Origin of the sequence: Bradyrhizobium sp., assembly GCF_019244115.1 — a bacterium.
In the GTDB taxonomy this organism is placed as follows: Bacteria; Pseudomonadota; Alphaproteobacteria; order Rhizobiales; family Xanthobacteraceae; genus Bradyrhizobium.
Genome location: NZ_JAFATE010000804.1, coordinates 1 through 14,889, shown reverse-complemented (window position 1 = coordinate 14,889; position 14,889 = coordinate 1). Strand labels below are relative to the sequence as shown.

The following is a 14,889-nucleotide window of genomic DNA, read 5'->3' as shown; positions in this document are numbered from 1 at the left end:
CCACGCTGCGGCGGTCAGCTGCCGCCGGTGTCTGAAGCCAAAGCGTTCGGTCCGGGCGATTATCGGCACCAATTGCAGACCTGCGCTTGTCCCTCCTGTGGTAGAAGCGGCGCAACGAATGTTCGTTCCTTTCAAGCGTCCGTACAAACACGTACAAACAAAAGTTTGCCTAACCTAGATCAATAACCTGAGTGAATCCCGTGGCGCGCTTCGCATCAGAACGGCGCGCCATGACGCGGAGGCCGCAGCTCCAGATGGCGTGCGACGGTTGCGGCGACGTCGGCAAAGCCGAAGCGCTGGCCGACGCGGGATGTGACCCTTGCCCTCGACATGAGTATCGGCACCTGCTCGCGCGTGTGGTCGGTGCCGCGCCAGGTCGGATCACAGCCGTGATCGGCGGTGATGACGAGCAGATCGTCCCGCTTCAGCCGCGCCAGCAGCTCGGGAAGGCGCGTGTCGAAGGCTTCCAGCGCCGCCGCATAGCCGGCAATGTCGCGGCGATGGCCATAGATAGTGTCGAAATCGATGAAGTTCGCGAACAACAGTCCGCCATCGGCGAGGTGCTCGAAACCGTGCAGCGTGCAATCGAGCAGGGCGTCATTGCCGGCGCCCTTTTTGTTCCGCCCGGTCGCGCGATGCGCGAAGATGTCGTCGATCTTGCCGACCGATACGATGTCGCGATTGTCGGCCGCGGCGATGTCGAGAATGGTGTCCTCCGGCGGCGGAACGGAGAAGTCGCGCCGGTTGTAGGTCCGCGTGAAATCCTCGCTCGAGCTGCCCACGAAGGGCCGCGCGATGATCCGGCCGATCTTGAAGGGGTCGAGCAGGCGCCGCGCGATCAGGCAAAGTGCGTACAGCCTGTCGAGTCCGAAGGCCTCCTCGTGGGCGGCGATCTGGAAGACGCTGTCCGCCGACGTATAGCAGATCGGCATGCCGGTCTGCATGTGCAGTGAACCGAGCCGCGCGATGATCTCGGTTCCCGAGGCATGACAGTTGCCGAGGACGCCGGGCAGGCCGCCATGTTCGCAGAGCGCGTCGGTCAGCTCGCGTGGGAAGCACGGCACCGTCTTCGGGAAATAGCCCCAGTCGAACGGCACCGGCACGCCGGCGATCTCCCAATGGCCGGAGGGTGTATCCTTGCCGCGGGATTGCTCGATGGCGCAGCCGAAATGGGAGACGGTGGACGCTCGGTATTTTAGCCCCGGTGGACGGCAGCCGCTCGCTAGGTGACAGGCCTCGCCAAGCCCGAGCTCGACGAGATGGGGAATGTGAAGCGGTCCCTGGCGATGCGCGTTGTCCGCGTCGCCAAGCGCGCAGGCCTCCGCGATGTGGCCGACCGTGTTGGCGCCGTCGTCGCCATAGAGCGCGGCATCCGGCGCCGCGCCGATTCCGACGGAGTCCAGAACAAGGATCAGGGCGCGCATCGCAAAATCTCCGGGGGAGCCGGTACGATCGATCGGATCGGCGTCGTCCGGTCGCAATAACGGCTGATCATGCTGGCGCAGAACTCGGCGAACTCGTTCGTTTCAAGGGGTGGGCTCGTGTGATGCGGCGCGATTCCGCGATGCTCGGGCGTGAAGCAGAACGTGACGGTGACGCAAAACTCCGACAGGGCGTCCATCTGCCGGTCGAACCAGTCGAGTGCGTGGGGACGAAAGCTGTCCGCCCAGGACAGGCCGGTTCTGACATGCCGCACGCCGAGCCGTCGCATCCAGCGTACGGCCTCGTCGAGCCGATGATCCTCGAAGTGGAACCACTGGCACAGCCCCATCCTGTCCGAATGGTCTGCGAAGATTTCGAGCGCCGGTTTAGGCGTACCGTCCTCGCGAAGCAGCCCCATATGAAAATGCCTGTAATAGGATGAACCCTCGGCCTCGCGGTGCCGTGTCGTCGCCTCCCACGTCGAGGGCAGATCGTAGAGGCTGTACCAGTGAATGCGCGGCGCGCGGCCGGCCAGAAGCTCGGCGGTGCGACGCACCCCCCATGCCTGCACCTCGTCAGCGCCGAACGATGATACGCCGACCTCCGTCACCCAGACCGGAACCGCAACGAGTGCCTGAATTTCCGCCAGCTTTTGCGGCCACTCGTCGATCTGCCACAGATTCCAGTCGAGCGGAAAGCCGTGCACGGCGACCGCATCGACGTGATCGAGGACGCCCCGCTGCTTCATGTTCTCGATGAATTGCGGGTCGATCGGCGAGATGCCGCCGAGCACGCGCGGCAGCGTCGGATGAGCGGCGCGGATCGCCCGTCCCGCGGCGATCGTCATCGCCGCAAACTTCTCCCAGTCCGGGTCGAGCTGAAGGTCCCAGTGCGACTTGTTGTTCGGCTCGTTCCAGATCTTGGCGGCTTCAATCATCTGATCTCGCTCCGACGCGGGTAGACGGGCCCTTCGGCCTGCGGACGCGCGGTCGTTCGACAAAGATAGACCTCGTCCTCGGGATGGGCGCAGATCGCAAATCCGGCGCTGCGCAACATCGCTTCGACACAGGCGCGGTTCGGCGCCCACCAGTTGGTCGGGTCGTCGGCATATTTGTGCTCGATGAAATGCAGTTTTGGATAACCCGGGCGGTCGAACTGCGCCGTGGTCCAGAAATCGTAGTCGGTCTCCAGGCTGTCGACCCTGTCGTCGCCGCGCAGCATCGACTGGAACAGCAGGAGGTCGCGCGCAACATGCTCATGGATGAGATCGAGCGCGAGAAGCGGATGACGCAGGTGGTAGAGAACCCCCATGAAGATCACCAGATCGAATTTCTCGCCGAGCGTGCCGACGTCATAGGCCGACAATTTGCGGAACTCGATCTTCAGTCCGCTGACGTCGGCGGCGAACCGGGCCTGTGCCAGATATTCGTCGTCGGTGTCGAGACCGAGCACGCGATCGGCGCCGCGACGCTTCATTTCCATGGCGTAGAAGCCGGCATTGCAGCCGATGTCGAGTACGGACTTTCCGTCAAGTCTGTCCGGCACGACGTGCGAAAAGCGCCGCCACTTCACCGTCGGGTAATCGCCGAGGAAATGCACCGGCGCCGTGCTGACGCCGTTCAGATCAAGGTTGTGAAACCAGGGACCGAGCGCATCGACGCGCTGGCGGATTTCCTCCCTGGAGAGCTGGCCGGTCATGAGACAATTCCGGCCAAAGCCGCCGTCGCCGCGCCGTCGGCCCGCCGCGCCAGCGGCCTTGATTGGGGATTTTCGCCAGCTTGCGCGTTTCCCAGCAGGCTGATCGCCGTGCGATAGCCATGAATGGTTCCGACGTCGACATAGGACTCGCCGGCCTTGACGCCGATGCCGACGCCGCCGGCCTCGAGATAGGCGTTCACCAGCGTTCCGAAATATTCGTCCGCGCAATCCCTCAGCTGCCACAGCCGGCGCAGATCGCGAAAGGCCGCAGCCGACATGCGGAAGGCGCCCCAGATCCATTTCGATTCGGCGTTTGTGCGCTTGACCTGGATTTCACGGACCCTGTCGCCGTTCAGCACGACCGCGTCGAACAATTCGGGATGCTCGACCGGGAACAGCAGGAACGACAGGTCGGCCGCGGGCAAGGAGGCGAGCCCAGCCTTCGGAAACCACACCGTGTCGGGCAAGCCGACCAGCACGTCGTCGCGGTCGCCAACCACGGTCGCCGCGCGGAATACCGCATCGCATAGTCCGGCGGCCTGCGGCTGCACGACATAGGCGAGTTCGGCACGGTCGTAGCGATCGCCGAAATATTCGAGAATATCGGACTTCCCCGGCGAGATGATGAAGCAGATCTTGTCGGCACCGCCGAGGATCAGGCGCTCGAGCAGGTATTCCGAAACGGCGCAGGGACGCTCCACGCCTGCGTCGCTGCGGCTGCCGACCGGCAACAGCTCTTTCGAGAACGCCAGCGGCTGAATGCGGCTGCCGCGCCCGGCGGCTGGTACGATGCCCCACATCTTTAGGCCTCCTCTGCGGCGAGGCGGGGTTCGGCCCGCACCGCGTGCTCCAGCAGATCGACGAGCTCGCTTGCACGCCTGGCGGAACTGTGCTGCGCGAGCGTTCGCTCGCGCGCGCGTCCGGCGATCCGGCTTAGCACGTCATCGCTCATATCCATCGCGGCGAGCGTATCCGCTGCCTCATGCGCGAGGATGATCTCTTCGCCAGGCGTAAAAAACGTGTCGAGGCCGTCCCAGCTGTCACTGAGCAGCGGCGTGCCGCATGCGGCTGCCTCGAACAGCCGACCCGAGGGACACCAGCCCATTCTGGCCATCTCGCTGCGGGTCACGTTCAGTGTCAGGTGGGACGAGCTGAAGAATGCGGCGTGCTCCGAGGGCGGCAGATGCTGGACGAAAAAGATGTTCGGCGACCAGGGAAAATCTTGCGGATATTGCGCGCCACCGATCAGGAAGCGGAGGTCTCGTCGCGTCCGGGCGGGCTCGACGAACAGACGTTGCAGGAGCTGCTGACGGTCTTCCGAATAGGTCCCGAGATATGACAGATCGGCGCGGTAATGCGGCTGCGGGGCCGTTGGCCGGTGGATGTCGGGATCGACATGTCCGTAGAGTGGCTGGACCTGCCGCGCCCCGGCCAGACGGCAAAACTCGTCGGCAACGAGCCGGCCTCCGGTAAAGCTCAGCACCAGATCGAAGTCGCCAAGGCCATTTGGCGGGATGTACGGAACGGCCTCGTTGTTTCTGAGCCTTGCGAGCGTGACGGGCGTGTCGAGATCGTAGAACACACGGATGGCGCCGCCCTTGTCCAGCATGAGCTCGGTCGCCTCCCGCGCGTCGGGGCAATAGGACGTCACGATGGCCGCGTCGGCATCGTGCAGATCGCTGCGTGCCCGCGGCCGGACCTCGTCCCAGGTCGAGAACAATTCGAGCCGCCCGCCGGGCAGCTCGAACAGATCGCGCGTCGCCGCATAATAAGGAACGTCATGTTCGTAGAAGGTCACTCGATGGCCGAGCCGGACGAGGTGCTTGCACAGGCCGCGCCACAGCGTGGCGTGACCGTTTCCCCACGACGAAGAGATGGCAAGTCCGAAAACGACGATCTTCACGCCGGCACCCTTTGATTGATCTGCGACACGCGAATGCCGGCGCGATCGACGAACAGGGTACTGATGCTCGCCGGGTCCACGCCGATCGCCATGAAGTCGTCGAGAGCCATGCCGCGATAATGCAGCAGCGCGGCGCGGATGGGCTCGGCGTGGCTGACGATCACGATCGTCGCGTCGGTCGGCTCCTCGCGCAGTCTCTCCAGGTGGCCGACGATCCTTTGCTGCAGCTCCCGCATGCTCTCGCCGTTCGGCGCCCGGCTCGCGCCACGGTGGCTGTTCCAGCGTAGCCAGGCGGCATCGTTCGCCAGTTCGCTGAAGGAACGCGCGGTCCACTCGCCGAGATCGATCTCGTCCACCGCAGCGACGATCTCGACCGACACGCCGAAGTGCGCTGCCAAGATGCCGGCAGATTGCCGAGCCCGCCGTTGCGGGCTCGACTGGATCAGCGATGGCTGCGGCCAGATGAGCTGCGCGCAACCCGACATTTGCCGGCAGCCAAGCGCGTCGAGACCGACGCCGGCCATTCGGCCGCACAATGTACGGTCCAGCAGCGCATGATGGCCGTGGCGCACGAGATGGATCGTCTTCACCATGGTGGCGCTCACGCCTTCTCGTCGATGAAGGCGCGCGTGCGCAGGCGCGCCTGCTCGTCGGTGAACTGCTGCGGCGGCGACTTCATGAAATAGCTCGACGGCGCGGTCAACGCTCCTGCGAGGTGGCGATCCATGGCAAGTTTCGCGCAACGCACAGCGTCGATCACGACACCGGCGGAATTGGGCGAATCCCAGACCTCGAGTTTGAGCTCGACGCTCAGCGGCACGCCGCCAAAAGCCGTTCCTTCCAGGCGGATATAGGCGAGCTTGCGGTCGGTCAGCCATGGTACGTGGTCGCTCGGCCCGACATGGATGTTGCCCGCTTCCATCGGGACATCGAACTGGCTGGTGACCGCCTGCGTCTTGGAGATCTTCTTCGAGGTCAGCCGTTCGCGCTCGAGCATGTTCTTGAAATCGGTGTTGCCGCCGAAATTCAGCTGGTAGGTCCGGTCGAGGCGCACGCCGCGCTCGCGGAACAGGTTCGCGAGCATGCGATGCAAAATGGTGGCGCCGACCTGGCTCTTGACGTCGTCGCCGATGACGGGGAGGCCGGCCCGCTCGAACCGCTGCTGCCAAGTAGGATTGGAGGCAATGAACACCGGGATGCAGTTCACGAAGCCACAGCCTGCCTCGATCGCCCGGCTGGCGTACCACTCGGTCGCCTTCTGCGAGCCGACCGGAAGATAATTGACGACGACGTCGGTGCGCGACTTCGTCAGCACCTCGGCGACATCGGCCTCCGCTTCTTCGGCGACGGGAACGTCGTCCTCGAGATAGCGGCCGATGCCGTCGAGCACCGGTCCGCGCTGTACGGTCACGCCGGTCTGCGCCACGGAGCAGAAACGATGCGTGTTGTTGGGTCTGGCCCAGATCGCATCGGCGACATCGCGTCCGACCTTGGCCGCGCTGACGTCGAATGCCGACGATATCTCGATGTCGCTGATGTGATAGCCGCCGAGGTCCGCGTTCATCAGTCCCGGAACGGGTTCGTTCGAATTGGCATCCCGATAATAGGCCAGTCCCTGGACGAGTGAACTCGCGCAATTGCCGACCCCCACGATGCCCACGCGGACACTGCGCCGGGGTTCAAGAGTTGAATGCATCGAGGGAGTCCTCCGCTGGGCCGATGGCGTTCGCGCGATGTAAGTACGTTTGCGAACGTACAATGGATGCGTTCGTTCCTGCGCTTCGGCGCGTCGCGCCAAGCGCCGAGGGATTTGCGGCTACAAAATGCGAAAAGATTAACCTGGTATAGGTTTTCCGCCGGCCGGTCCGGAACGAAAGGCAACTTAGAAGAACAAGAAGAAGATGATGATGCTTCCTTGATGACGAGGTGGGTCGATTCTTCCGGCGCGCGCAAGCGCTCAACAGAAACGAAAGTGCGGCAGTGGCGTTTCATTCCGGACAAGCCGAATCAAAGGCATGTCAGCATTGGAGCCGACGATGAGTGACAGCGAAACCACGACCAATCACGACACGATACGGACTTGGGCCGAACGACGCGGCGGCCGGCCCGCGACTGTCCGGGCGACCGAGGAGGACGGTCACGCGGGTATTTTGCGGATCGATTTCGATCCGAAGGAAGAGGCGCTGGACGAGATCGAATGGAACGAATTTTTCCGCAAGTTCGATGAGGCTGATCTCGCGTTCCTGTATCAGGATCGCACCAAAGACGGAAAGCTCAGTCGCTTTCACAAATTCGTCCGCCGGTCAGCCGAATAGCCGTGCAACGGATCGCAGGATCTATCACCGACGTCGCAGCGGCGGTCGATGCCAGCGCCTGGGTGCGCGCGATGCGCGCCGGCGACTTCGCGGCCGCCTGGGCGATCGGCGACAAGAACCTGGCAGAGCTTGCGGGCTCAGCCGATGGCCACCGCGACAAGCATGCGGGTCCGCGTCACCTGCAAAGGATCTGGCGGGGGGAAGAGTTGCGCGACCGGCGCGTTCTGGTGCGCTGCTATCACGGCCTCGGCGATACCATCCAGTTCGCCCGTTTCATTCCAGGCCTGCGCCGCATCGCGCGCGAGGTGATCGTCTGGTGCCAAGCGGACCTGCTGCCGCTCGTCGAGCGGGTGGATGGGGTTGACCGCGTGATACCGCTGCACGAAGGCACCCCGGATGTCGCATTCGATGTCGACATCGAGATCATGGAAATTCCCCACGCGATCCGCGCGCAGCGCACCCAGTTCGAGATGCGCGCGCCCTATCTGAGGCTCGGCTCACATGGTCTACCGCGGAGTGGCGGTGGCGACGCCGCCTTGTCGGTCGGCCTGGTGTGGGACGTCGGGGATTGGGACGAGCGGCGGCGGGTTCCAGCCTTGCTGCTCCGCCGGTTCTGCATGGATGGGGTGAAACTCTATGCGCTTCAGGCAGGACCGGCGCGTGAGGCGGCGACCGAAATTGGTGCAATCGACGCCGGCGCCCCGGACATCGAAACGTTGGCCAGGCGCCTCGCCCGTCTGGATCTCGTGATCTCAGTGGACACCATGGTTGCGCATCTGTCCGCGGCTCTCGGGCGCGAGACCTGGATCATGCTGCATTCGCAATGCGACTGGCGCTGGCCGGCGTCCGGCAGCCGAACCTATTGGTATCCGAGCGCGCGCCTGTTTCACCAGCGCAGGGCAGGCGAGTGGTCCGATGTGATCACTGATGTTCGATCCGCTCTCGAGGCGCGGGTCCAAGCGGATCGCAGCAAGGTCGGCGCGCATCACGACGCGTCACCGCAGGTCATTGCGACGCCAGGAGGTGACAATCCGCCGTCGCGAGTGTCTCCGCCGCCTGATGCTGGTCGGGCGAATGCGGATCGCGCAGACCGAGGTAGTCTGGCCGGAAGCCGGCAAGACGGACCAGTGCCGGCCAGTCGAGAATCGTAATCGTTCTCGACTGCCACTGCAGCAGGCGTCTGCGGCGTAATTCCTGGATGATCCGGTTGGCATGCACGGCCGAGATGCCGCAGGCCGCCGCAAGGTCCGACTGCGTAAATGGCGATGCAAACCAGTCATCGCGGGCCAGCCCCACAGCGCGCAGGCGATAGCCGATTTCGCAGATCAGGTGCGCTACGCGCGTCAGCGAATCACGGCTTCCCAGGTTGACGATCCAGTTTCGCAACAACGAGGCGTCCGCCAGCATCGCCAGCGACAACGCGCGGCAAAGGCCCGGCGAGGCCCGCGAGACGTGCCGGAAGAAATCGTGAGACACGAATGCCACCACGACAGGTCCAAGCGCACTCAGATTGGCGTCCAGTCCGCTGCCCTCGATGCCATGGAGGTCGGGCGCATCGCCGGGGACGTGGATCGATGTAATCTGACCGTATCCAAGCTCGACGTCTCGCCAGCAAAGATAGCCCTGCAACAGGAGCGCGCATGAGGACGGCCGATCGCCCTTGCGGCGGATGTTCTCATGCGACGAATGATGACTGATGGTGCTCGGCATCCGGGCCAGCAGGTCGAGATCGTCGGGGGTGACGTCGGCGATACTCGCAAGTCGATCGGCAAATTTCGTGAATGCAAAACCGGTCTGCATGCTGTGTCATCGGGCCATGTTGTCCAGGGTCTCGTATCGCTGGTCAATCCGCGTCACTGAGGAACGTTCCTAGAGCGTTTTCGAGCGGTGTGGGCACCGGTTCGCGGGCAGAAACGCGTCACAACGAGAATCAACGTGACGGATGCGACATTCGCGGCCGCCGCGGGCGGAACGGCGATCGAGAGTAGGTGTCACTTTCAAGCGGCTTGCCGAGCGAAGCAGGCGGCGCACCGCTGATCGGCATCAGCGGATTCTGTGACGCGCTTGCACGGCAACGCGGCCGGTCCGCATGATTTCGTCCGCACGACCGGGTCCGTTTCATCAATCTGGCTTGCAGCTGTTGGTTCCAATCGGCGGGCTAGAGCGGAAGTCGAAGGCGGCGGCAGGAACTAATCGGCAGAGAAGGCACTTGGCAGAGCAGGCACTTGGAATCAGCACGCAGCCGGAATCTTGAAAAGCATGCCGGGCCGCGCCATCAAAGCTTCGGCTATCGAGTCGATTGACGCTGCCGTTTCGCGATCGGTGGACGCGATCGCGGTGGACGGCGGTCGCGACGATCGGTTTCTTGCCTGTGTGGCGGAAGAGGAGGCTGTCGCGTTTCGCTATAACGGGTTCAGCCATGCCGTCATGATGGCGACACCGGCCGATCTCGAAGATTTTGCGCTTGGATTTTCGCTGTCCGAGGGCGTGATCGGAGCACCATCTGACGTCAGTGGCATGTCGATCGAACGCGCCGAGAGTGGCATCGCCATCGATATCGTGCTTGCTGGCCGCTGCCTGCATGGCTATCTGTCGCGGCGACGGGTTCGACAGTCGCGCGGCTACGCCGGCTGCGGATTGTGCGGCGTGGAGGATTTCGAAAGCCTGCCGCGGCCGGTCGCACGAATCTGCCGGAGCGAGCCTCCCGCGCGCGAGGCGATCATTGCCGCGCTGGAGAGCCTGCGGAGCTGGCAGCCTCTGAGCAGGTCGACGCACTGTGCTCACGCGGCCGCCTGGGCGTCGCCCGACGGATCGATTCGGGCCGTCAGGGAAGATGTCGGCCGGCACAACGCGCTCGACAAGCTGATCGGCGCGGGACTGCGCGGCGATTTCCGTACGACGCAAGGTTTCGGTCTCGTCACCAGCCGCTGCTCCTTCGAGATGGTGCAAAAGGCGGTTGCCGCGGGCTTTGCCGCGCTCGTGTTTGCTTCGGCGCCGACGGCGCTTGCGGTTCGCACCGCCGAGGCGGCCGGATTGAGGCTCTATGCCTGTCTGAGAGAGCGGGGGCCGCTGTTGTTCGCCAACCCAGCCGAGATCAGCTCATGACCAGCAAACGCCAACTCAGCCCCGACCTCGAGGTCAAGAACTACGATCATCCGTCCGGCGGATGGGGATCCGTCGGCTCACTGGCGCGCAGCCTGACGCGCGAGCACGTGACCTTCCGCGGATCGCGCGTTCTGCTCCGTCAAAACAAGACCGGCGGCTTCATGTGCGTCAGCTGCGCCTGGGCCAAGCCGGCCGATCCGCGCGTGTTCGAGTTTTGCGAGAACGGCGCCAAGGCGACGACCTGGGAGATCACCCACAAGCGGGTCACGCCTGAATTCTTTGCCGCGCACACCGTGACCGAGCTGGAGGGATGGGATGATCACCACCTCGAGGCCGCCGGCCGCCTGACCCATCCGATGCGCTTTGATGCGAGGTCCGACAAATACATCCCGGTGTCCTGGGCCGATGCGTTCCGCGAGATCGGGCAGGAGCTGCGGGCGCTCGACCCCGACAGAGCGGTGCTCTATACGTCGGGCCGTGCCTCGCTCGAAACGGCGTTCATGTACGGCCTGTTTGCGCGCGCCTATGGCACCAACAATCTGCCGGACAGCTCCAACATGTGCCACGAGACCACCTCGGTGGCGCTGCCGGAAAGCATCGGCGTGCCGGTCGGCACCTGCACGTTGGACGATTTCGCGAAGACCGACTGCATCTTCTTCTTTGGCCAGAACGTCGGCACCTCCAGTCCGCGCATGCTGCACCAGTTGCAGGAGGCCGCAAAACGCGGCGTTCCGATCGTGACCTTCAACCCGCTGCGCGAGCGCGGGCTCGAAACGTTCACCAATCCGCAATCGCCGGTCGAGATGCTGGTGACGTCACCGACCCGCATCACCTCGCAATATCATCAGGTCAAGAGCGGGGGCGATACCGCCGCCATCATGGGGATCGCCAAAGCGCTGCTGGCGCTGGACGAAAAAGCGCCGGCTGCGGGAGGCGTGATCGATCGCGACTTCATCCGCGAGCATACCCACGGTTTCGACGAATTCGCAGCCGCCGCCAAGGCGGCCGACTGGGGCGAGATCGAGCGCCGCTCGGGCTTGACCCGCGGCGCGCTGGAAGCTGCGGCATTCGTCTATGCAAACGCCAAATCGGTGATGTTCATCTATGGCATGGGGCTCACCCAGCATCACAAGGGCGTCGAGACCGTGCAGACGATGGTCAATCTGGCGTTGATGCGCGGCAGTATCGGCCGGCCCGGTGCGGGCATTTGTCCGGTACGGGGCCATTCCAACGTGCAGGGACAGCGCACCGTCGGCATCACCGAGAAACCAAAACTGGTGCCGGCCGAGAAGATCAAGACGCTGTTCGGGATTGACGTGCCGCAGAACAAGGGCCTCAACACGGTCGAGGCCTGCGAGAAGATCATCGACGGCACGGTACGCGCAGTGGTGCTGCTCGGCGGCAATCTGGTGCGAGCCGTGCCTGACCATCGCCGGGTCGAGCCGGCCTGGCGCCAGCTGCGGCTGACGGTAAATATCCTCACCAAGCTCAATCGCAGCGCGCTGGTGCACGGTGAGGTCTCCTATATCCTGCCGTGCCTCGGGCGGATCGAGATCGACCGGCAAGCCAGCGGACCACAAGCCGTCGCGGTCGAGGACTCCACCGGCTGCATGCACGGCTCGCGGGGCCAGGTGCCGCCGGCAAGTCCAGACCTCCTCTCGGAAGCGAAGATCGTCGCCGAGCTCGCCAAGGCGACCGTGCCGGCGCGCTCAAATATTCCATGGGATGAATGGGTGGCGGATTACGGCAAGATCCGCGATGCGATCGCCGCCACATATCCCGACATCTTCCACGATTTCAACGCGCGGATGTGGACGCCGGGCGGCTTCCATCGTCCGCTTGCCGCACGCGAGCGCAAGTGGAACACCAAGACCGGCAAGGCCAATTTCATCACGCCGACGTCGCTGGCGACGGATATCGAGACGCGTCCGGAGGAACGTGAGATCCTCCAGCTCATCACACTGCGCAGCAACGGTCAGTTCAACACGACGGTCTACAGCTATGACGACCGCTTTCGCGGCATCTTCGGTTCACGGCAGGTCGTGATGATGCATCGCAACGATATCGACCGGCTCGGCCTGAAGGAAGGCATGACCGTCACCCTTGCGACCGCCGTCGACGACGGCGTCGAGCGCAGGGTGAGCGGCCTCCGCGTGGTCGCCTACGACATTCCCGAGGGCTGCGCTGCAGGTTATTATCCGGAATGCAATCCGTTGTTGCCGCTCTGGCATCACGAGGAGAAGGCCAAGACGCCGGCCGCGAAATCGATCCCGGTCAGGGTCGAGGCGCATGCGATGCCGGCCTAGCGCGCCAGTTCAGTTGACATTATCCGCCATCATGTTGCGGACGGCTTGCGCGACGGCTGCGAGGCCGGAGGCGCCGTGCATCAGCGCGATCTCGCCCTGCTGCTCGTGACGGATCGCGTGGGCCATCAGCTTCAGCCGCGGATCGCCGCGGCCGTGCCACGCCTGGTCTGCCATGTTGACCGCGCCGGCGTGATGGGCCGTCATCAACTGCACGAAGACGGCGTCGAACTGGTCGGAGGGAGATGACCTCGCCTGCTGCATCTGCCCCGGCGTGAGAAAGCCCGGCATGTCCGCGCGCTCTTCCGCCGTGCAGTCCGGCATCGCCGTGCCGAACCAGCCTTGCCACCAGCCGTCGAAAATCCTGTTCTCGCCGTGCTGACTTGCGACCATAAGGGCTGCCAGCGCCCGCAGATGGGAGTCTTGCGCGCGCACGATCGCGATCCCGGCAAGCTCGATCCCCTGCGCATGATGTGTCGTCATGTGGCGCATATAGGTCTGGTCCGCCTCGCGGTCCTCTCCCAGCCACGGCAGGCCGTGTCCGAGCGAGCTCGACAGGGCGACACCGCCGACGACCGCGATGACGACGAGCCCGCCTGCACCCCAGATCTTCGCAAATCTGACGTCCGCCGACTGCGGCGCCGTGCCCAGCGGCCAGCGGATCCAGGCGAACAGCGGATACATCGCGGCCGACGACATGTGCACGAGGAGGCCAATCCAGTAGGGCTGCTGCAGCGTGAATAGCGGCTGCCAGAACGGGAAGAGCGGCACCAGCACGAACCATTCGGAGGCGGATGACAGCACGGCCCAGGGCATCGCGAGCAGGAAGATGGTCCACGGCCGGAGATCGGCGGTCCAGCGCCCGAAGAGTCCGAAGAAGACCATGGCCCAGCTGAAATCAGCCCATTGGTGGAATGCGATGCCGACGGCGATGGCGCTCCACGAGGGTTCGGCACTGATCGCCCAGTCGCGTACCGGGATGGCGGCCACCGTCATCCAGTCGACCAGCGCGTCGCGGCCGAGACGCGCGGCCGCAAGCTGGCTGACGATGGTCGAGAACGTGCTGCTGACGAGCCCGAGCTCGGCCGCCGCCAGCCAGTTCGATTTCGGCCGCAGCATGTCTGGCCTCACTCCAGGAGCCGACGCAGCTGCAGCGCGTCGCGAGGTGCCGCGCTCTTCTGATCGTTGTCGAAGTAGACATAGACATCGCAGCCCTGCTTCCGCCAGGCCTTGATGCGGCTTGCCCACTGCCGAAGCGTCGTCGCGCCATAGTGGTCCTTGTAGCGCCCGCCGGGACCATGACCTCTGATATAGAGAAAATCTGCGGTTCGCTTCCAGGGCGCGGGGGCGTCGTGATGGTCTGAAAGGCACAGCGAGATGTTGTGATCGGAAAGCCGCCGCAACACGCGCGGGTCGTACCAGCTTGGATTGCGGAATTCGAAGCTGAAGCGGCGTTTCGCCGGCAGCAGCTCGAAAAAGGCGTCGAGACGATCGAGATCCGCGGCGAAATTCGGCGGCAGCTGAAACAGGATCGGCCCGGCCTTGCCGCCGAGCAACGCCAGTCGCTCCTCCAGCAGCGCGAGACTGTTGACGGATTTTTGCGACAGCCGCTTCCAATGCGTGATGAATTTGGATGCCTTCCAGGCAAAGACAAAGTCCTTGCCCGTGTCGCGCCGCCAGCTCTTCACGGCTTCGACGGTGGGCGTGCGATAGAACACGCCGTTGAGCTCGGTGGTCTGGAACTGGCTGGCGTAATAGCGAAGCTGATCCTTGAGCGTCACGCCCTTGGGATAGAACGGCCCGCGCCAGGAGTCGTAATGCCAACCCGACGTTCCGATCAGGACGCGCGCCATCGCCCGCTCACGGCTGCACCGTCACGGATGCGCATGCGAGCTGGCTCATACGATTATCCCTCCCTTGCGCGATGAGTTCATGGCGAACGCCCCGGTTCTCAGCTTGTTCCCTTATCTCACTAGGAACTTACCTTTGCGCAGAACGTTCGACTGGAATCGGGTATGATCCGCCGCCGCAGCTTTCTCGTCCCCACGGCTTGCGGGAGCGACCTCGCTCACACTGGCGTCGATCATTCGCGATCAGGCGCCGTGCGGATCGGGTCGGGAAGATGCGCGCGGAGCTTGCGGCG

At 64.1% G+C, this 14,889-nt stretch carries 14 protein-coding genes; 4 read left to right on the top strand and 10 right to left on the bottom strand.

All coding sequences use genetic code 11. From position 1 onward, the window contains the following. Positions 1-215: 215 nt before the first annotated feature. From JOZ76_RS34120 to JOZ76_RS34090, 7 genes are read right to left on the bottom strand one after another with little or no spacing between them, the layout of a single operon-like run. Positions 216-1,424 carry a phosphopentomutase gene (locus tag JOZ76_RS34120; protein ID WP_291705778.1) on the bottom strand — a complete coding sequence of 403 codons (1,209 nt, stop codon included), beginning with the start codon at positions 1,422-1,424 and terminating at the stop codon, positions 216-218. Beyond that, entirely contained in the window at positions 1,412-2,359 is a 948-nt protein-coding gene (locus JOZ76_RS34115; RefSeq protein WP_291705777.1) for a beta-xylosidase, read from the bottom strand. The genes JOZ76_RS34120 and JOZ76_RS34115 overlap by 13 nt, the downstream gene beginning before the upstream one ends. After that, on the bottom strand, positions 2,356-3,120 hold the full coding sequence (locus JOZ76_RS34110; protein ID WP_291705776.1) for a TIGR04290 family methyltransferase: 765 nt from the start codon (positions 3,118-3,120) through the stop codon (positions 2,356-2,358). Before JOZ76_RS34110 ends, JOZ76_RS34115 begins: the two co-directional genes overlap by 4 nt. Then, positions 3,117-3,920 (bottom strand): sugar phosphate nucleotidyltransferase, encoded by an 804-nt coding sequence (locus JOZ76_RS34105; RefSeq protein ID WP_291705775.1) that lies wholly within the window; start codon positions 3,918-3,920, stop codon positions 3,117-3,119. Before JOZ76_RS34105 ends, JOZ76_RS34110 begins: the two co-directional genes overlap by 4 nt. Positions 3,921-3,922: 2 nt before the next feature. Beyond that, complete coding sequence (locus JOZ76_RS34100; RefSeq protein ID WP_291705774.1) at positions 3,923-5,023, bottom strand: CgeB family protein; 1,101 nt, start codon at positions 5,021-5,023, stop codon at positions 3,923-3,925. Further along, a complete protein-coding gene (locus JOZ76_RS34095) occupies positions 5,020-5,616 on the bottom strand; it encodes a histidine phosphatase family protein (RefSeq protein WP_291705773.1) in 597 nt (198 codons plus the stop codon). The genes JOZ76_RS34100 and JOZ76_RS34095 overlap by 4 nt, the downstream gene beginning before the upstream one ends. A gap of 8 nt (positions 5,617-5,624) precedes the next feature. After that, positions 5,625-6,719: an inositol-3-phosphate synthase gene (locus tag JOZ76_RS34090; protein WP_291705772.1), complete on the bottom strand. Its 1,095-nt coding sequence runs from the start codon at positions 6,717-6,719 to the stop codon at positions 5,625-5,627. Positions 6,720-6,785: 66 nt separating this feature from the next. On the opposite strand from JOZ76_RS34090, the gene JOZ76_RS34085 reads away from it, so the two are divergent. Both JOZ76_RS34085 and JOZ76_RS34080 read left to right on the top strand, forming a co-directional pair. After that, a complete protein-coding gene (locus tag JOZ76_RS34085; protein WP_291705771.1) occupies positions 6,786-7,067 on the top strand; it encodes a hypothetical protein in 282 nt (93 codons plus the stop codon). Then, the gene (locus JOZ76_RS34080; protein ID WP_291705770.1) at positions 7,060-7,338 is read left to right on the top strand and encodes a hypothetical protein; all 279 of its coding nucleotides are present in this window, start codon (positions 7,060-7,062) and stop codon (positions 7,336-7,338) included. Before JOZ76_RS34085 ends, JOZ76_RS34080 begins: the two co-directional genes overlap by 8 nt. Before the next feature lie 1,005 nt (positions 7,339-8,343). On the opposite strand, the gene JOZ76_RS34070 is transcribed toward JOZ76_RS34080, so the two are convergent. After that, positions 8,344-9,138: a Crp/Fnr family transcriptional regulator gene (locus tag JOZ76_RS34070; protein ID WP_366112859.1), complete on the bottom strand. Its 795-nt coding sequence runs from the start codon at positions 9,136-9,138 to the stop codon at positions 8,344-8,346. A gap of 537 nt (positions 9,139-9,675) precedes the next feature. Here JOZ76_RS34070 and fdhD point away from each other — a divergent pair. Then, complete coding sequence (fdhD, locus tag JOZ76_RS34065) at positions 9,676-10,443, top strand: formate dehydrogenase accessory sulfurtransferase FdhD (protein ID WP_291705769.1); 768 nt, start codon at positions 9,676-9,678, stop codon at positions 10,441-10,443. Continuing rightward, positions 10,440-12,749 carry an FdhF/YdeP family oxidoreductase gene (locus JOZ76_RS34060; protein ID WP_291705768.1) on the top strand — a complete coding sequence of 770 codons (2,310 nt, stop codon included), beginning with the start codon at positions 10,440-10,442 and terminating at the stop codon, positions 12,747-12,749. Before fdhD ends, JOZ76_RS34060 begins: the two co-directional genes overlap by 4 nt. Positions 12,750-12,758: 9 nt before the next feature. Here JOZ76_RS34060 and JOZ76_RS34055 read toward each other — a convergent pair whose 3' ends face one another. Beyond that, positions 12,759-13,865, bottom strand: coding sequence for a DUF305 domain-containing protein (locus JOZ76_RS34055; protein ID WP_291705767.1), 1,107 nt, complete (start codon positions 13,863-13,865; stop codon positions 12,759-12,761). 8 nt (positions 13,866-13,873) lie between these two features. Beyond that, positions 13,874-14,599: a DUF72 domain-containing protein gene (locus JOZ76_RS34050; protein WP_291705766.1), complete on the bottom strand. Its 726-nt coding sequence runs from the start codon at positions 14,597-14,599 to the stop codon at positions 13,874-13,876. Between the last annotated feature and the right edge of the window lie 290 nt (positions 14,600-14,889).